We start from the raw sequence: 23,275 nt of genomic DNA on the forward strand, positions 1-23,275 counted from the left end.
CGTTGGCCTCGGCCCGGTTGTCCGCGGTGTTCTTGGTGTTCAGGTCGTAATAGAAATTGCGCAGGCCGAGGCTGGCCTTGCTGTCCTCGATGAAATCGGCGGACGCCTGCTGGGCGACCGTCGCCAGCGCCACGGCCAGCGCCAGGGATGACGTGTTCATGCTCGTAATGCTCCAGGTTGCTGTGTCTGTCGCTCCTTGTGCCGGGTGGCTCGAGATGGTCGGGTCATCGTCGTTGGCAAGGGAGCCGCCTGGGTCGGCCTTTGCAGAGGCACGAAGCGGCAGCTGGGGTGCAATTTAAGGAGTCTTTTGTGATTCCAATAAAGAATTTTTTAGAACGTTTTAATAATCGTATGGAATAAACGCGACGTCTAAGCTAATTCTTAAAAAATATTTATATCGCGCTTTTTAGATCGTTTAGCTTTGCTGTACCGGACCACCGGACCCACTCGAATTCCAGATTCCGTCCGGTCCCCCCTCTGCGTGCGCGACCGGCACATTCCAGAGGTCCCCATGGCCATCGCCAAACTGCTTCGCCTTCCCCTCGTGCTCGCCCTCGGCTTCGGCCTGATCGCCGGCGCGCAGGCGGAAACCACCCTGCGTATCGGTTACCAGAAATCCTCCACCCTGATCAGCCTGCTGAAAATCAACGGCGCGCTGGAGAAGGACCTCGCCCGCCAGCAGATCACCATCAGCTGGCACGAATTCCCCAGCGGCCAGCCGCTGCTCGAAGCGCTCAACGTCGGCAACGTCGACCTCTCCGCCGATGTCGCCGACACCGTGCCGGTGTTCGCCCAGGCGGCCGGCGGGCAACTCACCTATTTCGCCCAGGAAGCGCCGTCGCCAGCCGCCCAGGCCGTGCTGGTGCGCAAGGACTCGCCGCTGCATTCGCTGGCCGATCTCAAGGGCAAGAAGGTCGCCGTGACCAAGGCCGCCGGCAGCCACTACCTGCTGATCGCCGCGCTGGCCAAGGCCGGGCTGAAATTCAGCGACATCCAGCCGGCCTACCTGACGCCGGCCGATGGTCGTGCCGCGTTCGAGAGCGGCAACGTCGACGCCTGGGTCACCTGGGAACCCTTCCTCAGCGGCGCGCAGGTGCAGCTGGACGCCCGCACCCTGGCCGATGGCAAGGGCCTGGCCGACTACCAGCGCTACTACCTGACCAGCAACGCCTTCGCCAAGGCGCACCCCGAAGTGCTCGACGCGGTGTTCGCCGAGCTGGTGAAGACCGGCGACTGGTTGCGCGCGCATCCCGCCGAGGCTGCGAAAACCCTCGGCCCGCTGTGGGGCAACCTGAAGCCCGAGATCGTCGAGCAGGCCAACGCCCGGCGCAGCTATCAGGTGCGCGCGGTGAAGCCGGAGAACCTCAAGGAACAGCAGAAGATCGCCGATGCCTTCTTCGCCGCCGGCCTGCTGCCCAAGCCGGTCGACGCGCTGGACGTGTCGATCTGGACGCCGGGCGCCAAGCCATGAGCGCCGAAGCCCGGCTGAGCCAGGGCCAGCCCCAGGGTCTGCTCGACCCGCGATTGTTTCCCTACGACTTCGGCCGCTTCGGCGGCAAGGTCGAACGCCTCGCCCAACGCCTGGCCGCCAGCGCCGTGGAGCGCGACCGCCGCGGCGGCAGCGCCCAGGCCGAACGCCAATTGCTGCGCGACAGCGGCCTGCTCTCCCTCGCGGTGCCGCAAACGTTCGGCGGCCAGGGGCTGGACTGGCCGAACCTCTATCGCCTGGTGCGCTACCTCGCCGCGGCGGACAGTTCGCTGGCCCACCTGTTCGCCTTCCAGCACCTGCAGGTGGCGACCATCCTGCTGTTCGGCAGCGCTGACCAGCAACGCCACTGGCTGGGCCGTACCGTGCAGGAGCGCTGGTTCTGGGGCAACGCCGCCAACGGCCGCGACAACCGCCTGAGCCTCGACCGTCGCGACGAACATTTCGAGCTCAACGGCAGCAAATCCTTCTGTTCCGGCGCGCTCGGCTCGGACGCCCTGGTGATCAGCGCGCCGCGTCCCGGCAGCCGCGATGAGCGGGTGTTCCTGGTGCTGCCGGCGCAACGCGAGGGCCTGGCGATCAACGACGACTGGGACGGCTTCGGCCAGCGCCAGACCGACAGCGGCACGGTGCAGTTCGACAACGTCTTCGTCGATGCCGGCGAGCTGCTCGGCCCGGTCGGCGCCAGCCCGCGCGGCACGCTGCGCACCTGCCTGTCGCAGCTGATCCTCACCCAGCTCTACCTCGGCAACGCCCAGGCCGCGCTGGACGCGGCGCTGCGCTACACCCGCGTGGAAGCGCGCGCCTGGCCCGCCTCCGGCGTCGGGCAGGCCAGCGACGATCCGTACAACCAGCTGCGCTACGGCGACCTCTGGCTGCGCTATCGCAGTGCCCTGCTGCTCGCCGAGGAGGCCGCGCAGCGTTTGCAGACGGCCTGGGAAAAACCCGCGCTGACCGCCGCCGAGCGTGGCGAGGTAGCCCTGGCCGCAGCGGAGGCCAAGGTGGTCTCGGCGCGCGCGGCGCTGGACATCACCGCGCAGATCTTCGAGAGCATGGGCGCCCGCGCCACCAGTTCGCGCTACGGCTTCGACCGCTTCTGGCGCAACGTGCGCGTGCACAGCCTGCACGACCCGCTGGACTACAAGGTTCGCGACCTCGGCCGCTGGCTGCTCGACGGGGTGCCTCCAGTGCCCTCGATCTACTCATGAAGCGCCCGTGGCCAGCGCGTCTGTGGCGCGCGATCCAGCTGGCGGCGCAGGCATTCAGCTCGCCGGAGCCGCAGATGATCCTGCGCAGCGACACCGCGTCGGCGAAGGCGCGGAACCGGCAATCCTGAACGGACCTTTCCCATGAAAAACGGCGCCCGAGGGCGCCGTTCCTTTTCGCCGGACGGCCACCCTAGATGACGAAGAAGCCGTGGGTGCCGTCGCGACCGAGCTGCTCCACCAGGCCGAACTCCCAGTCCAGATACCCCTGCATCGCCTCGCGCGGGTTGTCGGTGCCTTCGTACGGGCGCCGGTAGCGGTCGATGCGCGGGCTGGCCAGGCGGGCGTCGCCGACTTCCAGCGGCAGTCCAGCGGCGCGCCAGGCGGCGGTGCCTCCGGCGAGGAGGAACACCGGCTTGCCGGTGGCCGCGGCGAACTCTTCCACCGCGTAGCGCGCCAGCAGGCTGCTGGCGCAGGTGAGCACGTAGCGCGACGCCGGCGGCAGCTGCTCCAGCGCCTGGCGCAGGCCGGCACGCAGGGCCCACCAGGCACCGGGCACATGCCCGGCGACGTGGTTGGCGCTACTGGTCAGGTCGAGCACCTGGGTATCGCCTTCGGCCAGCCAGTCCCGCAGCGTCGCCGCATCGATCTCGCTGGCCGTCGGCGCCGCCGGACGCGGCGTCGGCCACTCGCCGCGCTCGCCGAAGGCCGTTGCGTCGAGGCCGTCGAGCACATGCACCTCCCAACCCATCTGCGCAAGCCAGGAGGCACTCATGTTGGCGCGCACGCCGTCGTCGTCCACCAACACCACGCGCGCGCCACGCACGCTGGCGTAGTGATCGGTTTCCTGCACCAGTTGCCCGCCCGGCACCGGCCGTGCGCCGGGCAGATGGCCGGCGAGGTATTCCTCCGTCGTGCGCACGTCGAACAGGTAGGTGGTGCGCCGTTCTTCCGCATGCCAGGCGGCGAGGTCCTGCGCCGTGGCGCGGCCTACGCCGGCCTTGTCGGCCACGCCGCGCGCCGAGCCGGCGGCGACCCTGCGGGTAGCCTCGGACACCTCGCCGAAGCGCCGCGCCTGGCCCTTGTCGAGGGTCTGCCCGGCCAGGGTCCAGCCGATGGTGCCGTTACGCAGCGCGGCGACCGGGTTGGGAATCCCGGCGTTCACCAGCGACTGGGTGCCGATGATGCTGCGCGTGCGCCCGGCGCAATTGACGATCACCCGCGTCGCCGGGTCCGGCGCCAGCTCGCGCACCCGCAGCACCAGCTCGGCGCCGGGCACGCTGATGGAGCCGGGGATGTTCATGGTCTGGTATTCGTCGAAGCGCCGCGCGTCCAGCACTACCACATCGGCCCGGGCATCGAGCAGCGCCTGGACTTCCTCGGCGGCCAGCGACGGCGTATGGCGCCGGCTTTCCACCAGCTCGCCGAAGGCCTTGCTCGGCACGTTGACGTCGCGGAACAGCTCGCCGCCGGCATCCGCCCAGCCGGCCAGGCCGCCTTCGAGCAGCGCCACGTCGCTGTAGCCAAGCGCGCGCAGACGTTCCGCGGCGATCTCGGCGAGGCCTTCGCCATCGTCATAGACGGTGATTGGCGTGTCGCGACGTGGCACGCGGGGGAAGACTTCCAGCTCCAGTCTGGACAGCGGCACATTGGCCGCGAACAGCGGGTGCGCCTGGGCGAACGGATCTTCCTCGCGCACATCGAGCAGGGCCAGTTCCTGGCGGGCGAGCAGGGCGCGGCGCAGCGCGGCGTAGGATCGGACGGGGAACGAACTCATGCGGGAAGAGACTCCTTGGACAGGTCCCAGAGGTTGGGCAAGGTGCTGTTGGAATAGCCCGAGATGAACGGCTTGCTGCCGCCCTCGGGCGGATAGACCGCGCGGCTGACCGCGCCGATGTTGGCGCCGTAGACGTGGATGCTGATGGAGGTGCGGTCGGCGAAGGCGTTGCTGACCCGGTGGATGTCGCCGATGCGCGGCGATACCGCTTCCACCTGGCCGGGCTCGAGACGCAGCGCCGGGCCGCTCTCATGCAGCACACCGTCGTCGTCGCTGCTGAAGTTCTGCGCCAGCTCGGCGCCACGCAACATGCCGATCAGGCCCCAGACGCGGTGATCGTGCACCGGCGTGGCCTGGCCCGGTCCCCAGACGAAGCTGACCACCGAGAAGCGCGACTGCGCGTCGGCGTACAGCAGGTATTGCTGGTAGTACTGCGGGTGCGGCTGGGCGAAGGCCTCCGGCAGCCAGTCGTCGTGGCGCACCAGCTCGCCGAGCAACTCGGCGCCGCGCTCCAGCAGGCGTGCCTCATCGGTTTCGCGACCGACCAGGGCGGACAGCCCGGCGAGGAAATGGCGCAGGCGATAAAGACGTGGGGCTTGGCTCATGACAAGTGCTCAACGGGAACGATGGCGCTAAGCTAGCAACCCGCTGCATGCTTACAAAATTCAATTTGGTCATAAGCTAATATGCGAATCCAGCATGAAAATAGATGACATCGATGCCTTCGTCGCGGTGGTCCGCCTGCAGTCGCTGAACCAGGCGGCGGAATCCCTGCAGCTGACCCAGTCGGCCGTGACCCGACGCCTGCAGAACTTCGAGGAAACCCTCGGCGTGGCGCTGCTGGACCGCAACACCAAGCCGCTCAAGCCCACCGCCATCGGCCTGCGCGTGTACGAGCGCTGCCGCGTGGTGCTGCGCGAGCTCGATTCGCTGCGCGATCTGGTGGCGCAGGACGCCATGCCCAGCGGCGCGCTGCGCCTCGGCGTGCCGCAGACGATCGGCGACAGCGCGCTGCTCGAAGCCCTGCAGGCGTTGCGCGGCAGCTACCCGGACCTGCAGGTGCAGGTCTCCAACGGCTGGGGCGCGAGCCTGGTGAAGAAGCTGGAGAACGACGAACTGGACGCCGCCGCCGCGCTGTTCCCGGCCGGCAAGCAGTTCCCCGAGGGCATCGTTGGCCGTTCGCTGGCGCGTATGGGCCTGGTCATCGTCGCCGCGCGCGGCTCGGCGCCCAGGCGCAGCTACCGGTTGGCCGACTGCCAGGCCCGCGGCTTCGTGCTCAACCCCGACGGCTGCGGCTTCCGCGCCGGCCTGCAGCGGGCGCTGGCCGAGCAGGGCCTGAACCTCAAGGTGAACCTGGAAATCTTCGGCACCGACCTCCAGCTGAGCCTGGTCGCCAACGGCATGGGCCTGGGTCTGGTGCCGCTGCCGCTGCTGCAGGACAGCCACCACCTCGACGTGCTCAACGTGGTCGACTTCAAGCCGATGATCGACCTCTGGCTGCTGCACGCCGCCTTCCTCGGCAACCTGCAGGGCGCCGTCGAACGCTTCGGCGAATCCGTGGCGCAACGCCTGGCGGCACCGGCCGACGCGGCCTGAGCATCCCCCAACCGTAGGGTGCGCCGCGCGCACCGCTGGAGCCTCGCCGAAGAGCCGGTGCGCATGGCGCACCCTACGACGTACGTCCTGAAGCTCGGTGCCCCCGTAGGGTGCGCCGCGTGCACCACCGGAGCCGCGCCGAAGAGCCGGTGCGCATGGCGCACCCTACGGCGTACGTCCTGACGCTCGGTGCCCCCGTAGGGTGCGCCGCGCGCACCGCTGGAGCCGCACCGAAGAGCCGGTGCGCATGGCGCATCCTACGAGGTACTTCCTGACGCTCGGTGCCCCCCGTAGGGTGCGCCGCGCGCACCACCGGAGCCACGTCGAAGAGCCGGTGCGCATGGCGCACCCTACGGCGTGCTTCCGGACGCTCGGTGAATCCCACCGTAGGGTGCGCCGCGCGCACCACCGATGCAGCACGGAGCAGCCGCGCACGCAGCACCCGGCACATCACTACCCGCGTAACACTTGCGCGATAAGCATATTAGAATATGCCTAAAATGAATTTCCATCCTGATTGGCTTGCGACTAGCTTATAAGCGCTCGTTAGGCGTTTTCATTTCCTTATATGGAAAAAGCGCAGTAACAGTCCAAACCAACAGGAGCACACGCATGAGCGTGGAAATCATCGGCATGATCACCGCGACGCCCAGCGCCGAGGTCGACCAGCCACTCGGTGCGGCGGTGGACGCCGACTTCGTCCGCCGCTTCGCCCAGGCCCATGAGAGCGCCGGCTTCGACCGCGCGCTGGTGGGCTACTTCTCCAACGGTGCGGAAGGCGCCGTGGTCAGCGCGTTCATCGCCGCCGCCACCGAGCGCCTGGGCATCCTGCTGGCCTACCGGCCGGGGGTGATCGCGCCGCCGCTGGCCGCACGGCAACTGGCGACGCTGGACCAGTTCAGCAACGGCCGCCTGGCGCTCAACGTGATCAGCGGCGGCAGCGATACCGACCAGCGGCGCGACGGCGACTACCTCGACCATGACGCGCGCTACGCCCGTACCGACGAATACCTGCAGGTGCTGAAGACGATCTGGACCGCGCAGGCACCGGTTGATCACCACGGACGCTTCTACCGTTTCGACGGCGCGCTGCCGAACGTACGCACGCAGCAGAAGCCGCACATCCCGATCTACTTCAGCGGCTCCTCGGACGCCGCCGTCGAGGTCGCCGCGCGCCACGCCGACACCTACATGCTCTGGGGCGAGCCGCTGGCCGACTTCGCCGCCCACGTGCAGAAGGTCCGCGCGGCGGCGCAGCGCCAGGGCCGCAGCCCGCGCATCTCGGTGTCGTTCCGGCCGATCGTCGCCGACACCGAGGAAGCCGCCTGGAAACGCGCCGCCGAAATCCTCGAACGGGTGCGCGAGAACCGCGCGCGCCTCGGCCTGCCGCTGAACGACCACGCCCCGGCCAACGTCGGCTCGCAGCGCCTGCTGGCCGCGGCCCGGCGCGGCGATGTGCTGGATACACGCCTGTGGACCGGCATCGCCCAGCTGACCGGCGCGCAGTGGAACTCCACCGCGCTGGTCGGCACCGCCGAGCAGGTCGCCGAAGCCCTCGGCGAATACCACCTGCGCGGCGCCTCGACCTTTCTCATCCGAGGCTTCGACCCACTGGACGATGCCCTCCTCTACGGCCGGGAACTGATCCCGGCCATCCGCGAACGCATTGCCGGCCTGCAACGTCGCCACGCCGGCTGATCAAGGGACATGAATCGCATGAAGCTGCTCCACGCACTCGCCACACTCGTCCTGCTGACGCCCCTGGCACAGGCCGCCGAACAGATCACCCTGCGCGTCGGCGATCAGAACTACTACAACGTGCGCGCCTCGGTGGAAGCCTCGGGCGTGCTCGAAGGCGCGCCCTACACGGTGGACTGGAAGCACTTCCAGTCCGCCGCGCCGGTGGCCGAGGGTCTGGATGCCGGCGCCCTCGACCTGGGCTTCCTCGGCGACTCGGGCTTCATCTTCCTCGCCGCCAAGGGCGCGCCGGTGAAGCTGATCGGCGTCTCGCGGCAGAACCCGGACACCATCGCGCTGCTGGTGCCGAAGGACTCGCCGGCGAAAAGCATCGAGGACCTGAAGGGCAAGAAGGTCGCCTACTGGCCCGGCGCCTGGAGCCAGCAGCTGACCCTGCGCGCGCTGGAGAAGGCCGGCCTGCCGAACGACTACGTGGAGTTCGTCAAACTGATGCCGATCGACGCCGCCGCGGCGCTGCCGCAGGGCAGCATCGATGCCTTCCCGGTCTGGGAACCCTACATCTCGCAGCAGATCGTCTTCTCCGGCGCGCGGCCGATCATCACCGCGCGCAACCTGATGCCCGGCCTGTCGAGCATCGCCGCCAACGCCAATTCCCTGGAACCCAAGCGCGCCGCGATCGCCGATTTCCTCGGCCGGCTGCAGAAGGCGCGTGCCTGGGTCGAGGCCAACCGCCAGGCCTACGCCGACCTCTGGGCGAAGAAGGCCAACCTCGACCAGGCCGTGTCGCGGCACTGGATCGACCAGGCGCACATGACCATCGAGCCGGTCGACACCCAGGCCGCCGCCGATTACCAGGCGACCACCGATTTCCTCGCCAAGACCGGCGCGCTGCCCAAGCCGTTCGATTTCAGCGGCGTGATCGATACCTCTTTCACCGCCGCCTTCCACTGAAGGCCGGCGACACACCAGGGAGCACTTAGCATGAGCGTTCAGTTTCTCGGCATGATCGGCCACCGGCTGTCCTCGGAAATCATTCCCGCCGTCGGTCCGGTGTTCGACAAGCAGTACATCACCGCCGCCGCGCAGGCCCACGAGGCGGCCGGTTTCGACCGCCTGCTGGTCGGCTACTGGTCGGATCAGCCAGACGGTTTCCTGGTCACCGCGCTGGCCGGGCTGGCCACCACGAAGGTCGGCCTGCTGCTCGCGCACCGCCCCGGTTTCGTCGCCCCGACCCTCGCCGCGCGCAAGCTGGCGACCCTCGAGCACCTGCTCGACGGACGCCTGGCGGTGAACGTGATTTCCGGCGGCAGCGATGCCGAGCAGCGCCGCGATGGCGACTTCCTCAGCCACGACGAGCGCTACGCGCGCACCGACGAGTTCCTCGATGTGGTCCGCCGCGTCTGGCAAAGCGAGCGGCCCTTCGACCACCAGGGCACCTATTACCAGGCCGAGCAAGCGTTCTCGGCGATCAAGCCGCTGCAGAAACCGCACCTGCCGATCTTCTTCGGCGGCTCCTCGCCGGCGGCGCTGAAGGTCGCCGGCAAGCACGCCGACGTCTACATGCTCTGGGGCGAATCCCTGGAGCAGGTGCGCGACACCATCGCCGCCGTGCGCAAGGAGGCCGGCAAGCACGGCCGGCGTGTGGAGTTCAGCGTATCGTTCCGGCCGATCCTCGGCGCCACCGAGGAAGAAGCCTGGGCCAAGGCCGAACGGATTCGCGCCGCGACCCGCGAGCAGTTGATCCAGGGCGGCAATCCGTTTCCCAAGCCGAAGCCGCAGAGCACCGGCGCGCAACGCCTGCTGCAGGCGGTGGAAAAGGGCGATCGCCTGGACAAGCGGCTGTGGACCGGCGTGGCCGCGCTGGTCGGCGGCGGGCACAACTCCACCGCGCTGGTCGGCACCGCCGAGCAGGTCGCCGATGCGCTGCTCGACTACTACGACCTGGGCGTCACGCATTTCCTCGTGCGCGGCTTCGACCCGCTCAACGATGCCATCGAATACGGCCGCGGACTGCTGCCGCTGACCCGCGCCAAGGTCGCCGAACGCGATGCCCGCAACGACCGGGGAGCACGCGCGTGAGCCAGGCGCTACGAAAGGCCGATCCCGTCGCGCCGGTAACGGACGCGCAGGCGCTGGACGCCCTTTGCGCGACACTCGCCGCCAGCGCCGCGCAGCTCGACCGCGATGCCGGGTTTCCCCACGCCAACCTGGCGCTGCTGCGCGACGCCGGGCTGCTCGGCCTGGCCACGGCGCGACGTTTCGGCGGCGACGAGGCGGAGCGCAGCCGGCTGCGCGAGGTGATCGGCGAGGTGGCGCGCGGCGAGCCCTCCACCGCGCTGCTGCTGGCCATGCAGTACATCAACCTGCGCCGCCTGCAGCGCAACGCCACGGCGCCTCGGCCGCTGGTGGAACGCGTGCTGCGCGAATCGGTGAGCGACGGCGCATTGATCAACGCCTTTCGCGTCGAGCCGGAGCTCGGCTCGCCAGCGCGCGGCGGCCTGCCGCAGACCATCGCCCGGCGCCAGCCCGACGGCTGGCGGCTGAGCGGGCACAAGCTCTACACCACCGGCATTCCGGGGCTGACCTGGCTGCTGGTGTGGGCGCGCAGCGACGATCCGCAGCCGCTGGTCGGTGGCTGGCTGGTGCACCGCGACACGCCGGGCATCCGCGTGATCGAAAGCTGGGACCACCTGGGCATGCGCGCCACCGGCAGCCACGAGGTGATCTTCGAGGACGTGCATCTGCCGCCCGACAGCGCGGTCGACGTACAGCCCTTCGAGCGCCAGCCGGGCCTCGACGACGCCGCTGTCGCCGCCTTCCAGGGCGACAACGCGATCCTCCTCGCAGCGCTCTACGACGGTGTCGCCCGCGCCGCCCGCGACGACCTGCTCGGCTGGCTGGCGCAGCGCGTGCCGGGCAGCCTCGGCGCGCCGCTGTCGAGCCTGCCGCGGGTGCAGGAAGCGGTCGGCCGCATCGATGCGCTGCTGCTGAGCAACCGCCTGCTGCTGCGCGGCTCGGACGATCCGGTGCTGAGCGTCGGCGAGTTGGGGCAGATCAAGGTGAATGTCATCGACAACGCCATCGACGCCGTGCGCCGCGGCCTGGAGCTGGCCGGCAACCACGCGCTGGAACACGCCAATCCGCTGCAACGGCACTACCGCAACCTGCTCTGCGGCCGCGTGCACACGCCGCAGCCGGACAGCGTCTGGCTGGCGGCCGGCAAAGCGGCCTTCGCCACCTTCTGAACGACGCCGGCGAGGCCGGCACGCCCTTCGAGACCGCACGCGCGGACCGAATCCCCTTTTCCTGGCCACGGCCAACCGGAGATCCGTCCATGCGTCATCCCCTACTCGCCACCGTCGGCCTGCTGCTCTCACTGACGGCCAGCGCCATCGCCCTCGCCGCCGAGGTTCCGACCCTGCGCATCGCCGACCAGAAGGGCAACATGCGCGCCCAGCTGGAAGCCGCCGACGCGCTGCGCGACCTGCCGTACCGTATCGAATGGGCGGAATTCCCCGCCGCCGCGCCGCTCGCCGAGGCGCTCAACGCCGGCGCGGTGGATGCCGGCATCATCGGCGACGCGCCGCTGCTGTTCGCCCTCGCCGCCGGTGCCCAGGTGAAGGCCATCGCGGTAGACAAATCCGACCCCTACGGCACCGCGATCATCGCCCGCCAGGGTTCGCCGCTGAAGGCCGCGCAGGATCTCAAGGGCAAGCGCATCGCCACCGGCAAGGGCTCCATCGGCCACTTCATCACCCTCAAGGCGCTGACCTCGGCCGGGCTGACGGCGAAGGACGTCGAGCTGCGCTTCCTCACCCCGGCGGACGCCAAGATGGCCCTGGCCAACGGTTCGGTGGACGCCTGGGCGACCTGGGAACCCTACACGGCGCTGGCGGAAACCGCCGACCACGCCAAGGTGGTGGTGAACGGCCGCGGCCTCTGGGCCGGCAACAGCTACCTGGCCGCCACCGACGCGGCGCTGGCCGATCCGGCGCGCCGCGCCGCCCTGCAGGATTACCTGCAACGCCTGGCCGACGCGCAGCGCTGGGCCTACCGGAACCTCGACCGCTACAGCGCCAGCCTGGCGCGGATCATCGGCTTCCCCGAGGACGCCGCGCGCCTGCAGTTCGAGCGCCGCAAGCTGCGCTGGCTGCCGCTGGACGCCGAGACCCTGGCACAACAGCAGGCCACGGCCGATTTCTACCACGCCAGCGGGCTGATCCCGGAACCGCTGGATGTCACCCCCACCTTCGACCGCAGCTTCACGCTGAACAGCCAGCAGGCCGCGCTCGATCACGACAGGAACGTCAAATGAAACCGCTCGACAACCATCGCCTTTCCGCCCTCTCCCGCCGCCGCCTGCTGGGCCTCGCCGGAACCGCCGGCGCCGCCGCTCTGCTCGGCCGCTTCGCACTGGCCGACGAGCACGTGCATGAGCACTCCGCCGCCGGCGCGGCCGCGCCCGAGCGCTCCTTCGTACTGCCCGAGCGGCGCAAGCTGAAGCTGGCGATCAACCTCAACGCGGTGTGCCTGGCGCCGGTGGCGGTGGCCGAATCCCAGGGCTTCTTCAGCAAGCACAACCTCGACGTGGAGTTCGTCAACTTCGGCAACTCCACCGAAGTGCTGCTCGAAGCCATCGCCACCGGCAAGGCGGATGCCGGCGTCGGCATGGCGCTGCGCTGGCTGAAGGCGCTGGAGCAGGGCTTCGACGTCAAGCTCACCGCCGGCACCCACGGCGGCTGCCTGCGCCTGCTCACCGCGGCCAACGGCGGCGCCAGCAACCTGGAGGCGCTCAAGGGCAAGACCATCGGCGTCACCGACATGGCCAGCCCGGACAAGAACTTCTTCTCGATCATGCTCAAGCGCCACGGCGTCGACCCGGTACGCGACGTGGAATGGCGGCAGTACCCGGCCGACCTGCTCGGCACCGCGCTGGACAAGGGCGAGGTGCAGGCGGTGAGCGGCAGCGACCCGTTCATGTACCGCCTGCTCAAGGGCGGCGATTTCGTCGAGCTGTCGACCAACCTGGCCGAGGAATACGGCCAGCTCAGCTGCTGCGTGGTCGGCGTCACCGGCACCCTGGCGCGCCAGGACAAGGCTGCCGCCGCGGCACTGACCCAGGCGATCCTCGAAGCGCACAGCTGGGCCGCCGCGCACCCGGACGTGGTCGCCCAGGACTTCCTCAAGTACGCGGTGAACACCTCACCCGAGGAGATCGCCGCGATTCTCAAGGACCACACCCACGCGCATCACGCCAGCGGTCCGGCCTTCGTCAAGGAGATCGCCTACTACGCCCGCGACCTGAAGGACGTGGACGTGCTGCGGCCGAGCACCGACCCGCAAAAATTCGCGGAGAGCATCTATGTCGACGTCTTCTCTTGAGTGGAGCGCCGCCCGCGAGCGCCCCGCGCCCGCGCGGCTGTGGCGCACCGGCCTGCTCGCCGGCGCGGCCTGGGTCGGGCTGGGCCTGCTCACCGCGCGGCTGCCCAACGCGATCCGCGACTGGCCGCTGACCGCCGAGCTGGCGAGCCTGAGTTTCGTCGTCGCAGCCTTGCTGGTCGGCCTGGCGCTGGCCGGGCGCTGGGTGCCGGCGAGGCTGCGCGCGGCCGGCCCCTGGCTGGTGGCGCTGGCGCTGCTGTTCGGCGCCTGGCAGCTGTTCACCGCCAAGCTCGGCTGGTTGCCGGTGCCGTTCTTCGCCCCGCCGCAGGCGCTGCTGGAGGTGTACCTGGAAGACTGGGCGCGCCTGGGCGAAAGCCTGCTGCATTCGCTGGCGCTGCTCGGCAGCGGTGTGGCGTTCGGCGCGGGCTGCGGTTTTCTCGCCGGCGTCTCGATCGGCTGGTCGCGGCGCATCGGCTACTGGCTGCATCCGCTGCTGCGCCTGCTCGGCCCGGTGCCCTCCACCGCGCTGCTGCCGCTGTGCTTCTTCCTGTTCCCATCGAGCTGGAGTGCCAGCGTGTTCCTCATCGCCCTGGCGACCTGGTTCCCGGTCACCGTGCTGACCTGGTCCGGCGTGGCCAGCGTCGAGCGCGGCTATTACGACGTGGCGCGCACGCTGGGCGCCAGCCAGTGGTTCCTGATCCGCCGGGTGGCGATTCCCGCCGCGCTGCCGCATGTCTTCGTCGGCCTGTTCATGGGCCTGGGCGCGTCCTTCTCGGTGCTGGTGGTGGCGGAGATGATGGGCGTGAAGGCCGGTCTCGGCTGGTACCTGCAATGGGCGCAGGGCTGGGCCGCCTACGCCAACATGTACGCCGCCCTGCTGCTCATGGCGCTGGTCTGCTCCGGGCTGATCAGCGCGCTGTTCCTGATCCGCGACCGCGCCCTGAGCTGGCAGCAAGGAGCGATGAAATGGTAGCCACCGCGCGTTCCCCGATCCCCGCCGAGCGCGGCCTGCGCCTGGACATCCGTGGCCTGGCGCACGCCTTCGAACTCAAGGGTGAGCGCCTGCCGGTATTGCAGCGCCTGGACCTGAGCGTGGCACCGGGGGAGATGGTCGCGCTGCTCGGCCCGTCCGGTTGCGGTAAGTCGACCCTGCTGCGCCTGGTCGCCGGCCTGGAGCCGCTGCAGAGCGGCGAGCTGCTGGCCGACGGCGCGCCGATCGTTGGGCCCGATCCGTCCCGCGTGGTGGTGTTCCAGGACCCGACGCTCTACCCGTGGCGCACGGTGTGGGACAACGTCGCCCTCGGCCTGCAGGCGCGCGGCCTGCTCGGGCAGCAGCGCGGACGAGTCGACGAGGCGCTGGCCAAGGTGGGCCTCGGCGAATTCGCCCAGGCCTATCCGCGGCAGCTTTCCGGGGGCATGGCGCAGCGCGTGGCGCTGGCCCGCGCGCTGGTCAACCAGCCGCGCCTGCTGATCCTCGACGAGCCGCTGGGCAAGCTCGATTCGCTGACCCGCATCGCCATGCAGGGCGAGCTGATCCGCCTCTGGCAGCAGCAGGGCTACAGCGGCCTGCTGGTGACCCACGATGTCGAGGAGGCGCTGCTGCTGGCCGACCGCGTGCTGGTGTTCAGCGACCGGCCGGCGCGGGTACTGGCGGAGTTGCGGGTGGAACGCGACTACCCGCGCCACCGCGACGACCCGCACCTGGTCGAGCTGCGACGCCAGGCGCTGGAGCTGCTCGGCTTGGGCAAGGACTGGTAGCCCGCTACAGCGGTGCGCGCGGCGCACCCGACGAAAAGCACGCACCCGTCAGTAGGGTGCGCCATGCGCACCGTGACTGTTCGGCCTGGGCAAGGACGGGTAGCCCGTTCGGTGCGCGCGGCGCACCCTACGAAAGCACACCGGTCACCGTAGGGTGCGCCATGCGCACCGTGACCCGTCGATCAGCGGCCGAGTTCGGTGTTGAGGTCCGGCTGCACCAGTTCGATCCAGTAGTTGTCCGGGTCGCTGATGAACGCCACGTCCTTCATCTTGCCGGTGTCCAGGCGCTTGACGAAGTTGACGCCCAGCTCCTCGAAGCGCGCGCAGGCGGCGCGGATGTCGGGCACCGCGAAGCAGATGTGGCCGAAGCCGCGCGGCTCGCTGTTGCCGTTGTGGTAGGCGGAGTCGTCGTTCTCGGTACCCCAGTTGTGGGTCAGCTCCAGCACGCTCTGCCGGCCGAAGGTGTAGCGCTGCCGCTCGCCAACCTCTTCGGGCACCGTCTCGCCCTTGGTCATCGCCAGGAAATACAGCGAGAACTGGCCTTCCTCGAAGTCCAGCCGGCGCAGCAGGCGCATGCCCATGACGCGGGTGTAGAAATCCAGCGAACGCTCCGGGTCCTTGACCCGCAGCATGCTGTGGTTGAACACGTAGTCCTGGGTGGCCGCATCCGGGGTCGCGCAGACGCCGGCCTGGGTTTCGGTGGTGAACGCCATGGTTTGACTCTCGCTGGAAAAAACACCGCGCCAGTGTAGAAATCCGCTCCCGCCCGGGGGTAGCAACCGGGTACTACGATGCGACATCCGCCGCGGAGCACCGGCCAGGCCGCCGGCGCCCGGCTACTCAGGCGCTGCGGCGCACGCCGCTCACGGCGCGGTTCGGGGCGAGGGCGATCAGTTGCGCCGGGGCGGCGGACTCGCGGCCGTTGGCGAGGAACACGGTGCAGATCACCCGCAGCAGCGACGCCAGGTTGTTCACCTCGCCGCGACGCAGGATGACTTCCTCGTAGACCTGGTTGATGAATTGCGGCACGCCGTAGCCTTCGCCGGCGGCGATTTCCTCGAGGATCGACCAGAACTCGTTTTCCAGACGAACGCTGGTGACCACGCCCTGGATGCGCACCGAGCGGGTCTGGCATTCGTAGAGGCTGGGATCGGTCGACACGTAGATATTGCACATGGTGGCTGTACTCCGGTTTCACGACCTTTCTTCGCCGGGCGCGCCGGCAAGGCCTGTTGTTCGTCGCGGTCAGGCGACCGCTCGCGTCTCGACCATAACCCCTCGGGTAAATATCCGCCAGTTTGCCCGACTGTAGTAATTCGCTATTACCAGCCGCCGTAACGAACTGCCCTAGGATGATCTCAAAGGCAGGAAGGCGCCCTCGCGACCTTCCCCTGACAAAAACAAGAAGAAGGAGAATCCGATGAGCGATCTCGCACTGAGTCGCCGCCGCTTCCTGCAGGGAAGTGGCGGTCTGTTGATGGGAACCCTGCTGTTCAGCTCCGGGCCCATCGCCCTGCTCGCCCCCAGCCAGAGCTGGGCGCTGGAGCTGACCACCCTCGACAGCGCCACCGGCCAGCGCCTGCTCGCCATGCTGCGGCGCATCTACCCCCACGACGACATGGAAGACGCTGTCTACGCGCTGACGGTGAAGGACATCGACAGCAAGGCCTCCGCCGATCCGGGCCTCGCCGAGCTGCTGAAGAAGGGTGTCGCCGACCTCGACACGCGCGCCGGCGGCGACTGGACGCGCCTCGACGAGGCACGCCAGGTGGCGATCCTCGAAGCCATCCAGGACCAGCCGTTCTTCACCCAGGTACGCGCCATCGCGGTGAACTCCCTCTACAGCAACGAGCTGGCCTACCACCACTTCGGCTACGAGGGCGCCTCCTTCCCCAAGGGCGGCTACCTGCACCGCGGTTTCAACGACCTGTCCTGGCTGCCCAACCCGCCGGCCGACGCCAGCCCCGCTCCCTACGGTTGAGGAACCCGATATGACGACCTATCAGCATGACGACGATTCGGTGGTGGTGATCATAGGCTCCGGTGCCGGCGGCGGCACCCTGGCCAACGAACTCTGCCAGAAGGGCATTCCGGTGGTGCTGCTGGAAGCCGGCGCGCGGCAGAACCAGGGCACCTTCGTCAACGACGAATGGCCCTCGTTCAACCAGCTGGCCTGGAGCGACACCCGTACCACTTCCGGCAGCTGGCGCATCGCCAAGGATTTCCCCAACCTGCCGGCGTGGATCTGCAAGACCGTCGGCGGCACCACCACGCACTGGGCCGGGGCCAGCCTGCGCATCCAGGAACACGAATTCCGTGCCCGCGAGACCTATGGCGAACTCAAGGATGCCCAGCTGCTGGACTGGCCGCTGACCCTCGCCGAACTCGAGCCCTACTACGCCCGCGCCGAGGACAAGATGGGCGTGACCCGCACCAACGATATCCCCGGCCTGCCCGGCAACAACAACTTCAAGGTGATGTACGCCGGCGCGCAGAAGCTCGGCTACCAGCACTGCTCCACCGGGCGCATGGCGATCAACAGCCAGCCGCGCGCCGGCCGCGCCTCCTGCCAGCAACTGGGCTTCTGCTTCCAGGGCTGCAAGATGGGTGCGAAATGGTCGACCCTGTACACCGAGATCCCCGCCGCCGAAGCCACCGGCAGGCTCGAACTGCGCGCCGAATCCCAGGTCATCCGCATCGAGCACGACGCCCGAGGCCGCGCCAGCGCGGTGGTCTACGCCGATGCCAAGGGCCAGCTGCAGCGGCAGAAGGCGCGCGTGGTGGCGGTGGCCGGCAATGCCATCGAGACGCCGCGCATCCTGCTCAACTCGGCCTCGACGCTGTTCCCCCACGGCCTCGGCAACGGCGCCGGGATGGTCGGCAAGCACTACATGCGCCACACCACCGGCTCGGTGTTCGCCGAGTTCGACGAGGAGGTGCACTTCTACCGCGGCACCATCATGGCCGGCATCATCAGCGACGAGAATCGCCACGACACCTCACGCGGCTTCGCCGGCGGCTACGAGATGGAAACCATCTCCCTCGGCCTGCCGTTCATGGCCGCGTTCTTCAACCCCGGCGCCTGGGGCCGCGACTTCACCGGCGTGATGGACCGCTACACGCACCTCGCCGGGATGTGGCTGGTGGGCGAGGACATGCCGCGCGAGAGCAACCGCGTCACCCTCAACGACGGCGTCAAGGACGCCTTCGGCATGCCGGTGGCCAACGTCCACTACGACGATCACCCGAACGACCTGGCGATGCGCGAGCACGCGTTCAAACAGGGCGAGGCGCTGTACCAGGCGGTCGGCGCGAAGAAGGTCCACCGCGTGCCGCCGTACCCGTCGACGCACAACCTCGGCACCTGCCGGATGAGCGCCAGGGCCGACGACGGCGTGGTCAACAAGCACGGCCAGAGCCACGAGGTGCCGAACCTGTTCATCTCCGACGGCAGCCAGTTCACCACCAGCGCGGCGGAGAACCCGACGCTGACCATCGTCAGCCTGGCGATCCGCCAGGCTGACTACATCGCCGAGTCGCTGAAGACCAATGCCGCCTGAACCGTCCCGCAGCGGCGTCCGCGCGCCGCTGCGGGACGCCACTCACCGACCGGAGAACCGCCATGCTCTGCATCCAGGCCCTGCGCGCCTTCGCCGACAACTACATCTGGCTGCTCCAGGACGTCACCCTGCGGCGTTGCGCGGTGGTCGATCCGGGTGACGCCGAGCCGGTGCAGGACTGGCTGCAACGCAATCCGGGCTGGCAGCTCGCCGACATCCTGGTCACCCATCATCACGACGACCACACCGGCGGCATCGCGGCGCTCAAGCGCAACACCGGCTGCCGGGTGATCGGCCCGGCCGGCGGGCGCATCCCTGCGCTCGACCTGACGCTGCACGACGGCGACCTCTGCGCGGCGCTCGGCCAACGCATCGAGGTGATCGGCGTACCCGGCCATACCCTCGACCACATCGCCTACTTCCTGCCGGGCACGGCGGGCGCGCGGCCCTGGCTGTTCAGCGGCGACACCCTGTTCGCCGGCGGCTGCGGGCGGCTGTTCGAAGGCAGCGCGCAACAGATGCACGACTCGCTCACCCGTCTCGCCGCGCTGCCGGGCGAGACCGAGGTGTTCTGCGCCCACGAGTACACCCTCGGCAATCTGCGCTTCGCCTGCGCGGTGGAACCGGACAACCGCGAACTGCGCCAGCGGCTGGAACAGACCGAGGCGATCCGCGCCCACGACGGCATCAGCCTGCCGTCCAACCTCGCCTGCGAACGCGCCACCAACCCGTTCCTGCGCACCGGCGAGGCCAGGGTGCGCGAGGCCGCGGCGCGTTTCAGCCGCTGCCAGCAGGCCGATCCGGTGGCGGTGTTCGCCGCCCTGCGCGAATGGAAGAACGGCTTTCCGGGTTGATCTCGCGCGGCGCGCACGCCACCCTGAACGCCCATGCACCACCGCCCGGTGATTCCGCTGACCGCTCCCGCCCTGCTTCCGAAACGCCGCTCGCGCCGACGCATTGCCGCCTGGTTCGCGTTGCTGGCGCTCCTGCTGCTGGCCCTGCTCAGCCTCGCCTGGGCGCGGCTGCTGCACGGCCAGGGCATCGAGCGCCTCGACCTGAACGGGCTGCGCATCGGCGCCGACGGCGTGCAAGCGCAGCGCCTGTCGCTACAGCGGCGCGGCACGGACGGCGCGCAACTGTACCTGGTGGTCGACGACCTGCTGCTGGATTGGCGCGACGGCGGGCGCCTGCGCATCGGCCAGTTGAACATCGACCTCGACACGCCCGCGCAGGCCGACGCCGGGGAGGCCGCGGCGTTCGACCTGGCGGCGCTGCCCGAGCTGCCGACATGGCTGCCACGGCGTTTCGACATCCAGCGGATCGACGCCAACCTGCCCTGCGCCGCCGGGCGTTGCGCCCTGCAGGGTTCGCTGAGCCTGCGCCACGCCGGCGCCGCGCTGTTCCCGGCCAGCCTCGAGGCGAACCTCGAACGCGACGGCCGCCAGGTGCAGCTGCTCGGCCTGCTCGAAGGCGATCGCCAGGCGCCGCGGCTGTCGTTGGGGCTGGCGATCGACGAACAGCCGCGCGCCAGCCTGCGTGTCGCCCTCGCGCCGAACGCCGACGGCCAGTCGCTCAGCGGCCAGCTGTCGGTGCCCAACCTGCAGGAAGCGCCCTGGCTGGTGGAATGGCTCGGCGAATGGATGCTGTTCGCCGAACGCCAGGTGCCGCTGGCGCCGGAGGCGATGCAGTTGTCCGCCGACTGGCAGTTGCAGCTGCCCGCAGGCGCGCTGCGAGCCAGCGACCTCGGCGTCGCCAGCGGCAGCGCGCGGGTCGAAGCGCACCTGCCGCAGCCCTGGCCGCTGCCGGACGTCGGCCAGGTCCAGGGCGACCTGCAACTGAGCGCCACGGCCGATCGGGGCCACTGGCTGCCCGGCGAGGTGCGCGCCACCCTGCGCCTGGACAACCTCGCCGGCAGTTGGCGCGACGCATTGCCCGCCGGCCTGCGCGCCGACAGCCTGGACCTGCGCATCGTCCCGGCCGAACGCCCGCGCAGCGACGGCCTGCTGCCCTTCGATCTGCAACTGGCCAGCCAGGGCGCGCTCGCCGCTACCCTCGACGCCAGGCTCGCCAGCGCCACGCAGCCGCCCTGGGTTCTGCAGATCGACAGCGCACGGCTGCGCAGCCAGAGCACCGGGCTCGCGCTGGACGGCCTGCGCCTGAGCCGGCCGAGCCTCGACCTGGCCTTCAGTGGGCGGATCGATCAACGGCAGGCGCGGCTGCTGCTGGGCAATCCCGCACAGGTGCACAGCGAGCGCGTCGACCTGCTCGATACCGGCCAGTCGACCCTGGAACTGCACGCGCTCGACGCCACGCTGGCCGGCATGACGCTGGACGCCAGCTACTCCGACGCCGGCCTGGACACCTTGCGCGCACAAGGTCCCGCGCGCCTGCAAACGACCCAACTGCGCCAGGCCAGCCTGCGGCCGCAGGGCTGGAGCTGGCAGGGCAGATTCGCCAGCGACCTCGCCGGACTGAAGGTGGACGGCGCCCTGGGCAACGACGCCGGTTTGCCCGCGCAGGTGCAGTTCGACTACGCCTACGGTGGCGCGCTGCACCTGAAGGCGCAGGTGCAGGAGCTGTTCATGCGCGCCGGCAACCCGCTGGCGAAGACCCTGGCGGACTGGCCGGCGCTGCTGGAGCTGGGCGACGGCCGGCTGCGCGCCCATGCGCAATTCGACCTGCGCGACGGCGTGCCAGAACTGGACCTGGCGCTGAACGCGCAGAACCTCGGCGGCATCTATGACCGCGTGGAGCTGTCCGGGCTCAGCGGCGATGCGCGCGTCACCCTGAACGACAAGGCCCTGCAGCTGGAACTGCCCGACCTGCGCCTGGGCGAACTCAATCCGGGCCTGGCGATCGGCCCGCTGCGTTTTTCCGGACGTTACCGCGCCAGCCTGCAACGGCCCGCCGCCGGGCGGCTCGACTGGCAGCGCGCGGAAACCGCGCTGCTCGGCGGGCGGCTGTGGCTGGAGCCCGGCAGCGGCGACCTGGCCGCGGCCGGTCTCGACCTGCCGCTACAGCTGCGGGGGCTGCAACTGGCGGAACTGTTCCGCGCCTATCCGGCCGAAGGCTTGAGTGGCGACGGCGTGCTCGACGGGCGCCTGCCGCTGCACTGGAACAGCCAGGCGCTGCGCATCGACCAGGGTGAAGTCGCGGCCCGGCCGCCGGGCGGCATGCTGCGCTTCCATTCGCCGAAGATCATCGCCCTGGCCCAGGCCAACCCGGCGATGAAGCTGGTGGCCGACGCGCTGGAGGATTTTCGCTACGAGCTGCTCAGCAGCGCGGTCAGTTACGATGAGGCCGGCAAGCTGATGCTCAACCTGCGCCTGAACGGGCGCAATCCGGATCTGGAACGCGGCCGGCCGTTCAACTTCAACATCAACCTGGAAGAAGACATTCCGGCCCTGCTGACCAGCCTGCAACTGAGCGGCCGGGTCAGCGAAACCATCCAGCGACGGGTGCAGGAGCGTTTGCAGCGCCCCGCCGAGTCGCCCACCGAGGAGAAACCCTGATGGGTCGTCAGCGCCACATCCTTGCCGTTGCTCTGCTGCTGTTGTTCGGCGTCGGTTGTACCCCCACCGTGCAACTGGCGGTGCCCAACGAGCCGATCAACATCAACCTCAACGTGAAGATCGAGCACGAGATCTACATCAAGGTCGACAAGGCGCTGGACAACGTCCTCGACGAATCCAGCGGCCTTTTCTAGGAGACTTGCCATGCGCCTTCGCCACACCTTCGCAGCCAGCCTGCTGGCCCTCTGCCTGGCCACTCCGGCCTTCGCCCTCAGCCTCAACGAGGCGATGTCCGCGCTCGGCGCCGCCAAGGCCGCCGGCCAGCTCGGCGAGCAACCCGACGGTTACCTCGGCGTGGTCAAGCCCGGCGGCCAGGCCGAGGACATCGCCGCGCAGATCAACCAGGCGCGCCGCGCCGAGTACCAGCGCCTGGCCAAGCAGAACGGCATCGCCCTGGGCGACGTCGAGGCCATCGCTGGCAAGAAGGCGCTGGACAAGACCCCGAGCGGGCAATACATCCAGCTCAACGGCAAATGGATGAAGAAGTAAGCCGATGGACGCCGACGACAAGGGCGCGATCAGCCGCCTGACCCTCGCCCACTACGCGCGCAACGCAGAAGGCTTCCGCGAGGGCACCCGCGACCACGACGTCAGCCAGAACATCGCCGCGCTGCTGCGCCACATCCAGGCAGAGGCACCCTTCGCGCTGCTCGACTTCGGCTGCGGTCCGGGCCGCGACCTGCGCACCTTCAAGGCCCTCGGCCACGCGCCGGTAGGCCTCGACGGCACCGCGCGCTTCGCCGAAATGGCCCGCGCCGACAGTGGCTGCGAGGTCTGGGAGCAGGATTTCCTCGCTCTCGACCTGCCGCCGGAGCGCTTCGACGGCGTGTTCGCCAACGCCTCGCTGTTCCACGTACCGCGCGCCGACCTGCCGCGCGTGCTGCGCCAGCTGCACGCCACGCTCAAGCCCGGCGGCGTACTGTTCGCCTCCAACCCGCGCGGCGACAACCGCGAAGGCTGGAGCGGCGAACGCTATGGCGCCTGGCACGACTGGGCACGCTGGCGCGACTACCTCACCGCCGCCGGCTTCACCGAGCTGGAACATTACTACCGGCCCGAAGGCTTGCCGCGCGACCAGCAACCCTGGCTGGCGAGTGTGTGGCGGCGCTGACGTAAACACTTTCTGCGCGGCGGTTAATTACCTCGATGTCATTGGAAAAGTTATCAGCTTATATGACTAAGTGAGCGCTTATTACCTATTGAATTCGCCTTCGCCAAAACGATCTTGATAAAGGCGAACCTGC

The 23,275-nt window shown here is 69.3% G+C and carries 23 protein-coding genes and 1 pseudogene; 19 read left to right on the forward strand and 5 right to left on the reverse strand.

Annotation, left to right across the window (positions count from 1 at the left end; genetic code table 11):
* Positions 1 to 160 (reverse strand): annotated as a pseudogene (locus tag B3E91_RS07410) (outer membrane porin, OprD family); the annotation flags it as partial.
* Positions 161 to 511: 351 nt separating this feature from the next.
* Here B3E91_RS07410 and B3E91_RS07415 point away from each other — a divergent pair.
* Genes B3E91_RS07415 through B3E91_RS07425 form a run of 3 tightly spaced genes read left to right on the forward strand, consistent with a single transcriptional unit; the run spans position 512 to position 2,822 of the window.
* Positions 512 to 1,471 (forward strand): aliphatic sulfonate ABC transporter substrate-binding protein, encoded by a 960-nt coding sequence (locus B3E91_RS07415; RefSeq protein WP_287028901.1) that lies wholly within the window; start codon positions 512 to 514, stop codon positions 1,469 to 1,471.
* Positions 1,468 to 2,694, forward strand: a complete 1,227-nt coding sequence (locus tag B3E91_RS07420) for an acyl-CoA dehydrogenase family protein (protein WP_287028902.1) — start codon at positions 1,468 to 1,470, stop codon at positions 2,692 to 2,694. The genes B3E91_RS07415 and B3E91_RS07420 overlap by 4 nt, the downstream gene beginning before the upstream one ends.
* Positions 2,691 to 2,822 (forward strand): hypothetical protein, encoded by a 132-nt coding sequence (locus tag B3E91_RS07425; protein ID WP_287028903.1) that lies wholly within the window; start codon positions 2,691 to 2,693, stop codon positions 2,820 to 2,822. Before B3E91_RS07420 ends, B3E91_RS07425 begins: the two co-directional genes overlap by 4 nt.
* Positions 2,823 to 2,884: 62 nt before the next feature.
* Here B3E91_RS07425 and B3E91_RS07430 read toward each other — a convergent pair whose 3' ends face one another.
* Together B3E91_RS07430 and B3E91_RS07435 are read right to left on the reverse strand one after the other, a co-directional pair.
* The gene (locus B3E91_RS07430; protein ID WP_287028904.1) at positions 2,885 to 4,468 is read right to left on the reverse strand and encodes a rhodanese-related sulfurtransferase; all 1,584 of its coding nucleotides are present in this window, start codon (positions 4,466 to 4,468) and stop codon (positions 2,885 to 2,887) included.
* Positions 4,465 to 5,073, reverse strand: coding sequence for a cysteine dioxygenase (locus B3E91_RS07435; RefSeq protein ID WP_287028905.1), 609 nt, complete (start codon positions 5,071 to 5,073; stop codon positions 4,465 to 4,467). Before B3E91_RS07435 ends, B3E91_RS07430 begins: the two co-directional genes overlap by 4 nt.
* 94 nt (positions 5,074 to 5,167) lie before the next feature.
* Here B3E91_RS07435 and B3E91_RS07440 point away from each other — a divergent pair, with 94 nt between their 5' ends.
* From B3E91_RS07440 to B3E91_RS07480, 9 genes are all read left to right on the forward strand, one after another.
* Positions 5,168 to 6,064, forward strand: coding sequence for a LysR family transcriptional regulator (locus tag B3E91_RS07440; RefSeq protein ID WP_287028907.1), 897 nt, complete (start codon positions 5,168 to 5,170; stop codon positions 6,062 to 6,064).
* 633 nt (positions 6,065 to 6,697) lie between these two features.
* A complete protein-coding gene (locus B3E91_RS07445) occupies positions 6,698 to 7,762 on the forward strand; it encodes an LLM class flavin-dependent oxidoreductase (RefSeq protein ID WP_287028960.1) in 1,065 nt (354 codons plus the stop codon).
* 18 nt (positions 7,763 to 7,780) lie between these two features.
* Entirely contained in the window at positions 7,781 to 8,713 is a 933-nt protein-coding gene (locus tag B3E91_RS07450; RefSeq protein ID WP_287028908.1) for an ABC transporter substrate-binding protein, read from the forward strand.
* A gap of 30 nt (positions 8,714 to 8,743) precedes the next feature.
* On the forward strand, positions 8,744 to 9,841 hold the full coding sequence (locus B3E91_RS07455) for an LLM class flavin-dependent oxidoreductase (protein WP_287028909.1): 1,098 nt from the start codon (positions 8,744 to 8,746) through the stop codon (positions 9,839 to 9,841).
* A complete protein-coding gene (locus B3E91_RS07460) occupies positions 9,838 to 11,007 on the forward strand; it encodes an acyl-CoA dehydrogenase family protein (protein ID WP_414708209.1) in 1,170 nt (389 codons plus the stop codon). The genes B3E91_RS07455 and B3E91_RS07460 overlap by 4 nt, the downstream gene beginning before the upstream one ends.
* 89 nt (positions 11,008 to 11,096) lie before the next feature.
* Positions 11,097 to 12,077 carry an ABC transporter substrate-binding protein gene (locus tag B3E91_RS07465; RefSeq protein WP_287028910.1) on the forward strand — a complete coding sequence of 327 codons (981 nt, stop codon included), beginning with the start codon at positions 11,097 to 11,099 and terminating at the stop codon, positions 12,075 to 12,077.
* A complete protein-coding gene (locus B3E91_RS07470; RefSeq protein WP_287028911.1) occupies positions 12,074 to 13,144 on the forward strand; it encodes an ABC transporter substrate-binding protein in 1,071 nt (356 codons plus the stop codon). The genes B3E91_RS07465 and B3E91_RS07470 overlap by 4 nt, the downstream gene beginning before the upstream one ends.
* Positions 13,125 to 14,114: an ABC transporter permease gene (locus tag B3E91_RS07475; protein ID WP_287028912.1), complete on the forward strand. Its 990-nt coding sequence runs from the start codon at positions 13,125 to 13,127 to the stop codon at positions 14,112 to 14,114. Before B3E91_RS07470 ends, B3E91_RS07475 begins: the two co-directional genes overlap by 20 nt.
* On the forward strand, positions 14,108 to 14,899 hold the full coding sequence (locus B3E91_RS07480; RefSeq protein WP_287028913.1) for an ABC transporter ATP-binding protein: 792 nt from the start codon (positions 14,108 to 14,110) through the stop codon (positions 14,897 to 14,899). Before B3E91_RS07475 ends, B3E91_RS07480 begins: the two co-directional genes overlap by 7 nt.
* 182 nt (positions 14,900 to 15,081) lie before the next feature.
* On the opposite strand, the gene gloA is transcribed toward B3E91_RS07480, so the two are convergent.
* Together gloA and B3E91_RS07490 are read right to left on the reverse strand one after the other, a co-directional pair.
* Positions 15,082 to 15,612, reverse strand: a complete 531-nt coding sequence (gene gloA / locus B3E91_RS07485; RefSeq protein WP_090224800.1) for a lactoylglutathione lyase — start codon at positions 15,610 to 15,612, stop codon at positions 15,082 to 15,084.
* A gap of 127 nt (positions 15,613 to 15,739) precedes the next feature.
* Positions 15,740 to 16,075: a ribbon-helix-helix domain-containing protein gene (locus B3E91_RS07490; protein ID WP_090224798.1), complete on the reverse strand. Its 336-nt coding sequence runs from the start codon at positions 16,073 to 16,075 to the stop codon at positions 15,740 to 15,742.
* Positions 16,076 to 16,319: 244 nt separating this feature from the next.
* Here B3E91_RS07490 and B3E91_RS07495 point away from each other — a divergent pair, with 244 nt between their 5' ends.
* From B3E91_RS07495 to B3E91_RS07525, 7 genes are all read left to right on the forward strand, one after another.
* Positions 16,320 to 16,880, forward strand: coding sequence for a twin-arginine translocation signal domain-containing protein (locus B3E91_RS07495; protein ID WP_287028914.1), 561 nt, complete (start codon positions 16,320 to 16,322; stop codon positions 16,878 to 16,880).
* A gap of 10 nt (positions 16,881 to 16,890) precedes the next feature.
* Positions 16,891 to 18,459, forward strand: a complete 1,569-nt coding sequence (locus B3E91_RS07500; protein WP_287028915.1) for a GMC family oxidoreductase — start codon at positions 16,891 to 16,893, stop codon at positions 18,457 to 18,459.
* 62 nt (positions 18,460 to 18,521) lie between these two features.
* Complete coding sequence (gene gloB / locus B3E91_RS07505; RefSeq protein ID WP_287028916.1) at positions 18,522 to 19,313, forward strand: hydroxyacylglutathione hydrolase; 792 nt, start codon at positions 18,522 to 18,524, stop codon at positions 19,311 to 19,313.
* Positions 19,314 to 19,346: 33 nt separating this feature from the next.
* Entirely contained in the window at positions 19,347 to 21,971 is a 2,625-nt protein-coding gene (locus B3E91_RS07510; RefSeq protein ID WP_287028918.1) for a YdbH domain-containing protein, read from the forward strand.
* Complete coding sequence (locus B3E91_RS07515) at positions 21,971 to 22,165, forward strand: YnbE family lipoprotein (protein WP_287028919.1); 195 nt, start codon at positions 21,971 to 21,973, stop codon at positions 22,163 to 22,165. The genes B3E91_RS07510 and B3E91_RS07515 overlap by 1 nt, the downstream gene beginning before the upstream one ends.
* A gap of 10 nt (positions 22,166 to 22,175) precedes the next feature.
* The gene (locus B3E91_RS07520) at positions 22,176 to 22,520 is read left to right on the forward strand and encodes a YdbL family protein (RefSeq protein WP_282344223.1); all 345 of its coding nucleotides are present in this window, start codon (positions 22,176 to 22,178) and stop codon (positions 22,518 to 22,520) included.
* A 4-nt stretch (positions 22,521 to 22,524) separates the two neighbouring features.
* Positions 22,525 to 23,142 (forward strand): class I SAM-dependent methyltransferase, encoded by a 618-nt coding sequence (locus B3E91_RS07525; protein ID WP_287028920.1) that lies wholly within the window; start codon positions 22,525 to 22,527, stop codon positions 23,140 to 23,142.
* Positions 23,143 to 23,275: the final 133 nt, after the last annotated feature.

Source organism: Pseudomonas sp. UBA6310, assembly GCF_002438225.1.
GTDB classification, from domain to species: domain Bacteria; phylum Pseudomonadota; class Gammaproteobacteria; order Pseudomonadales; family Pseudomonadaceae; genus Pseudomonas_O; species Pseudomonas_O kuykendallii.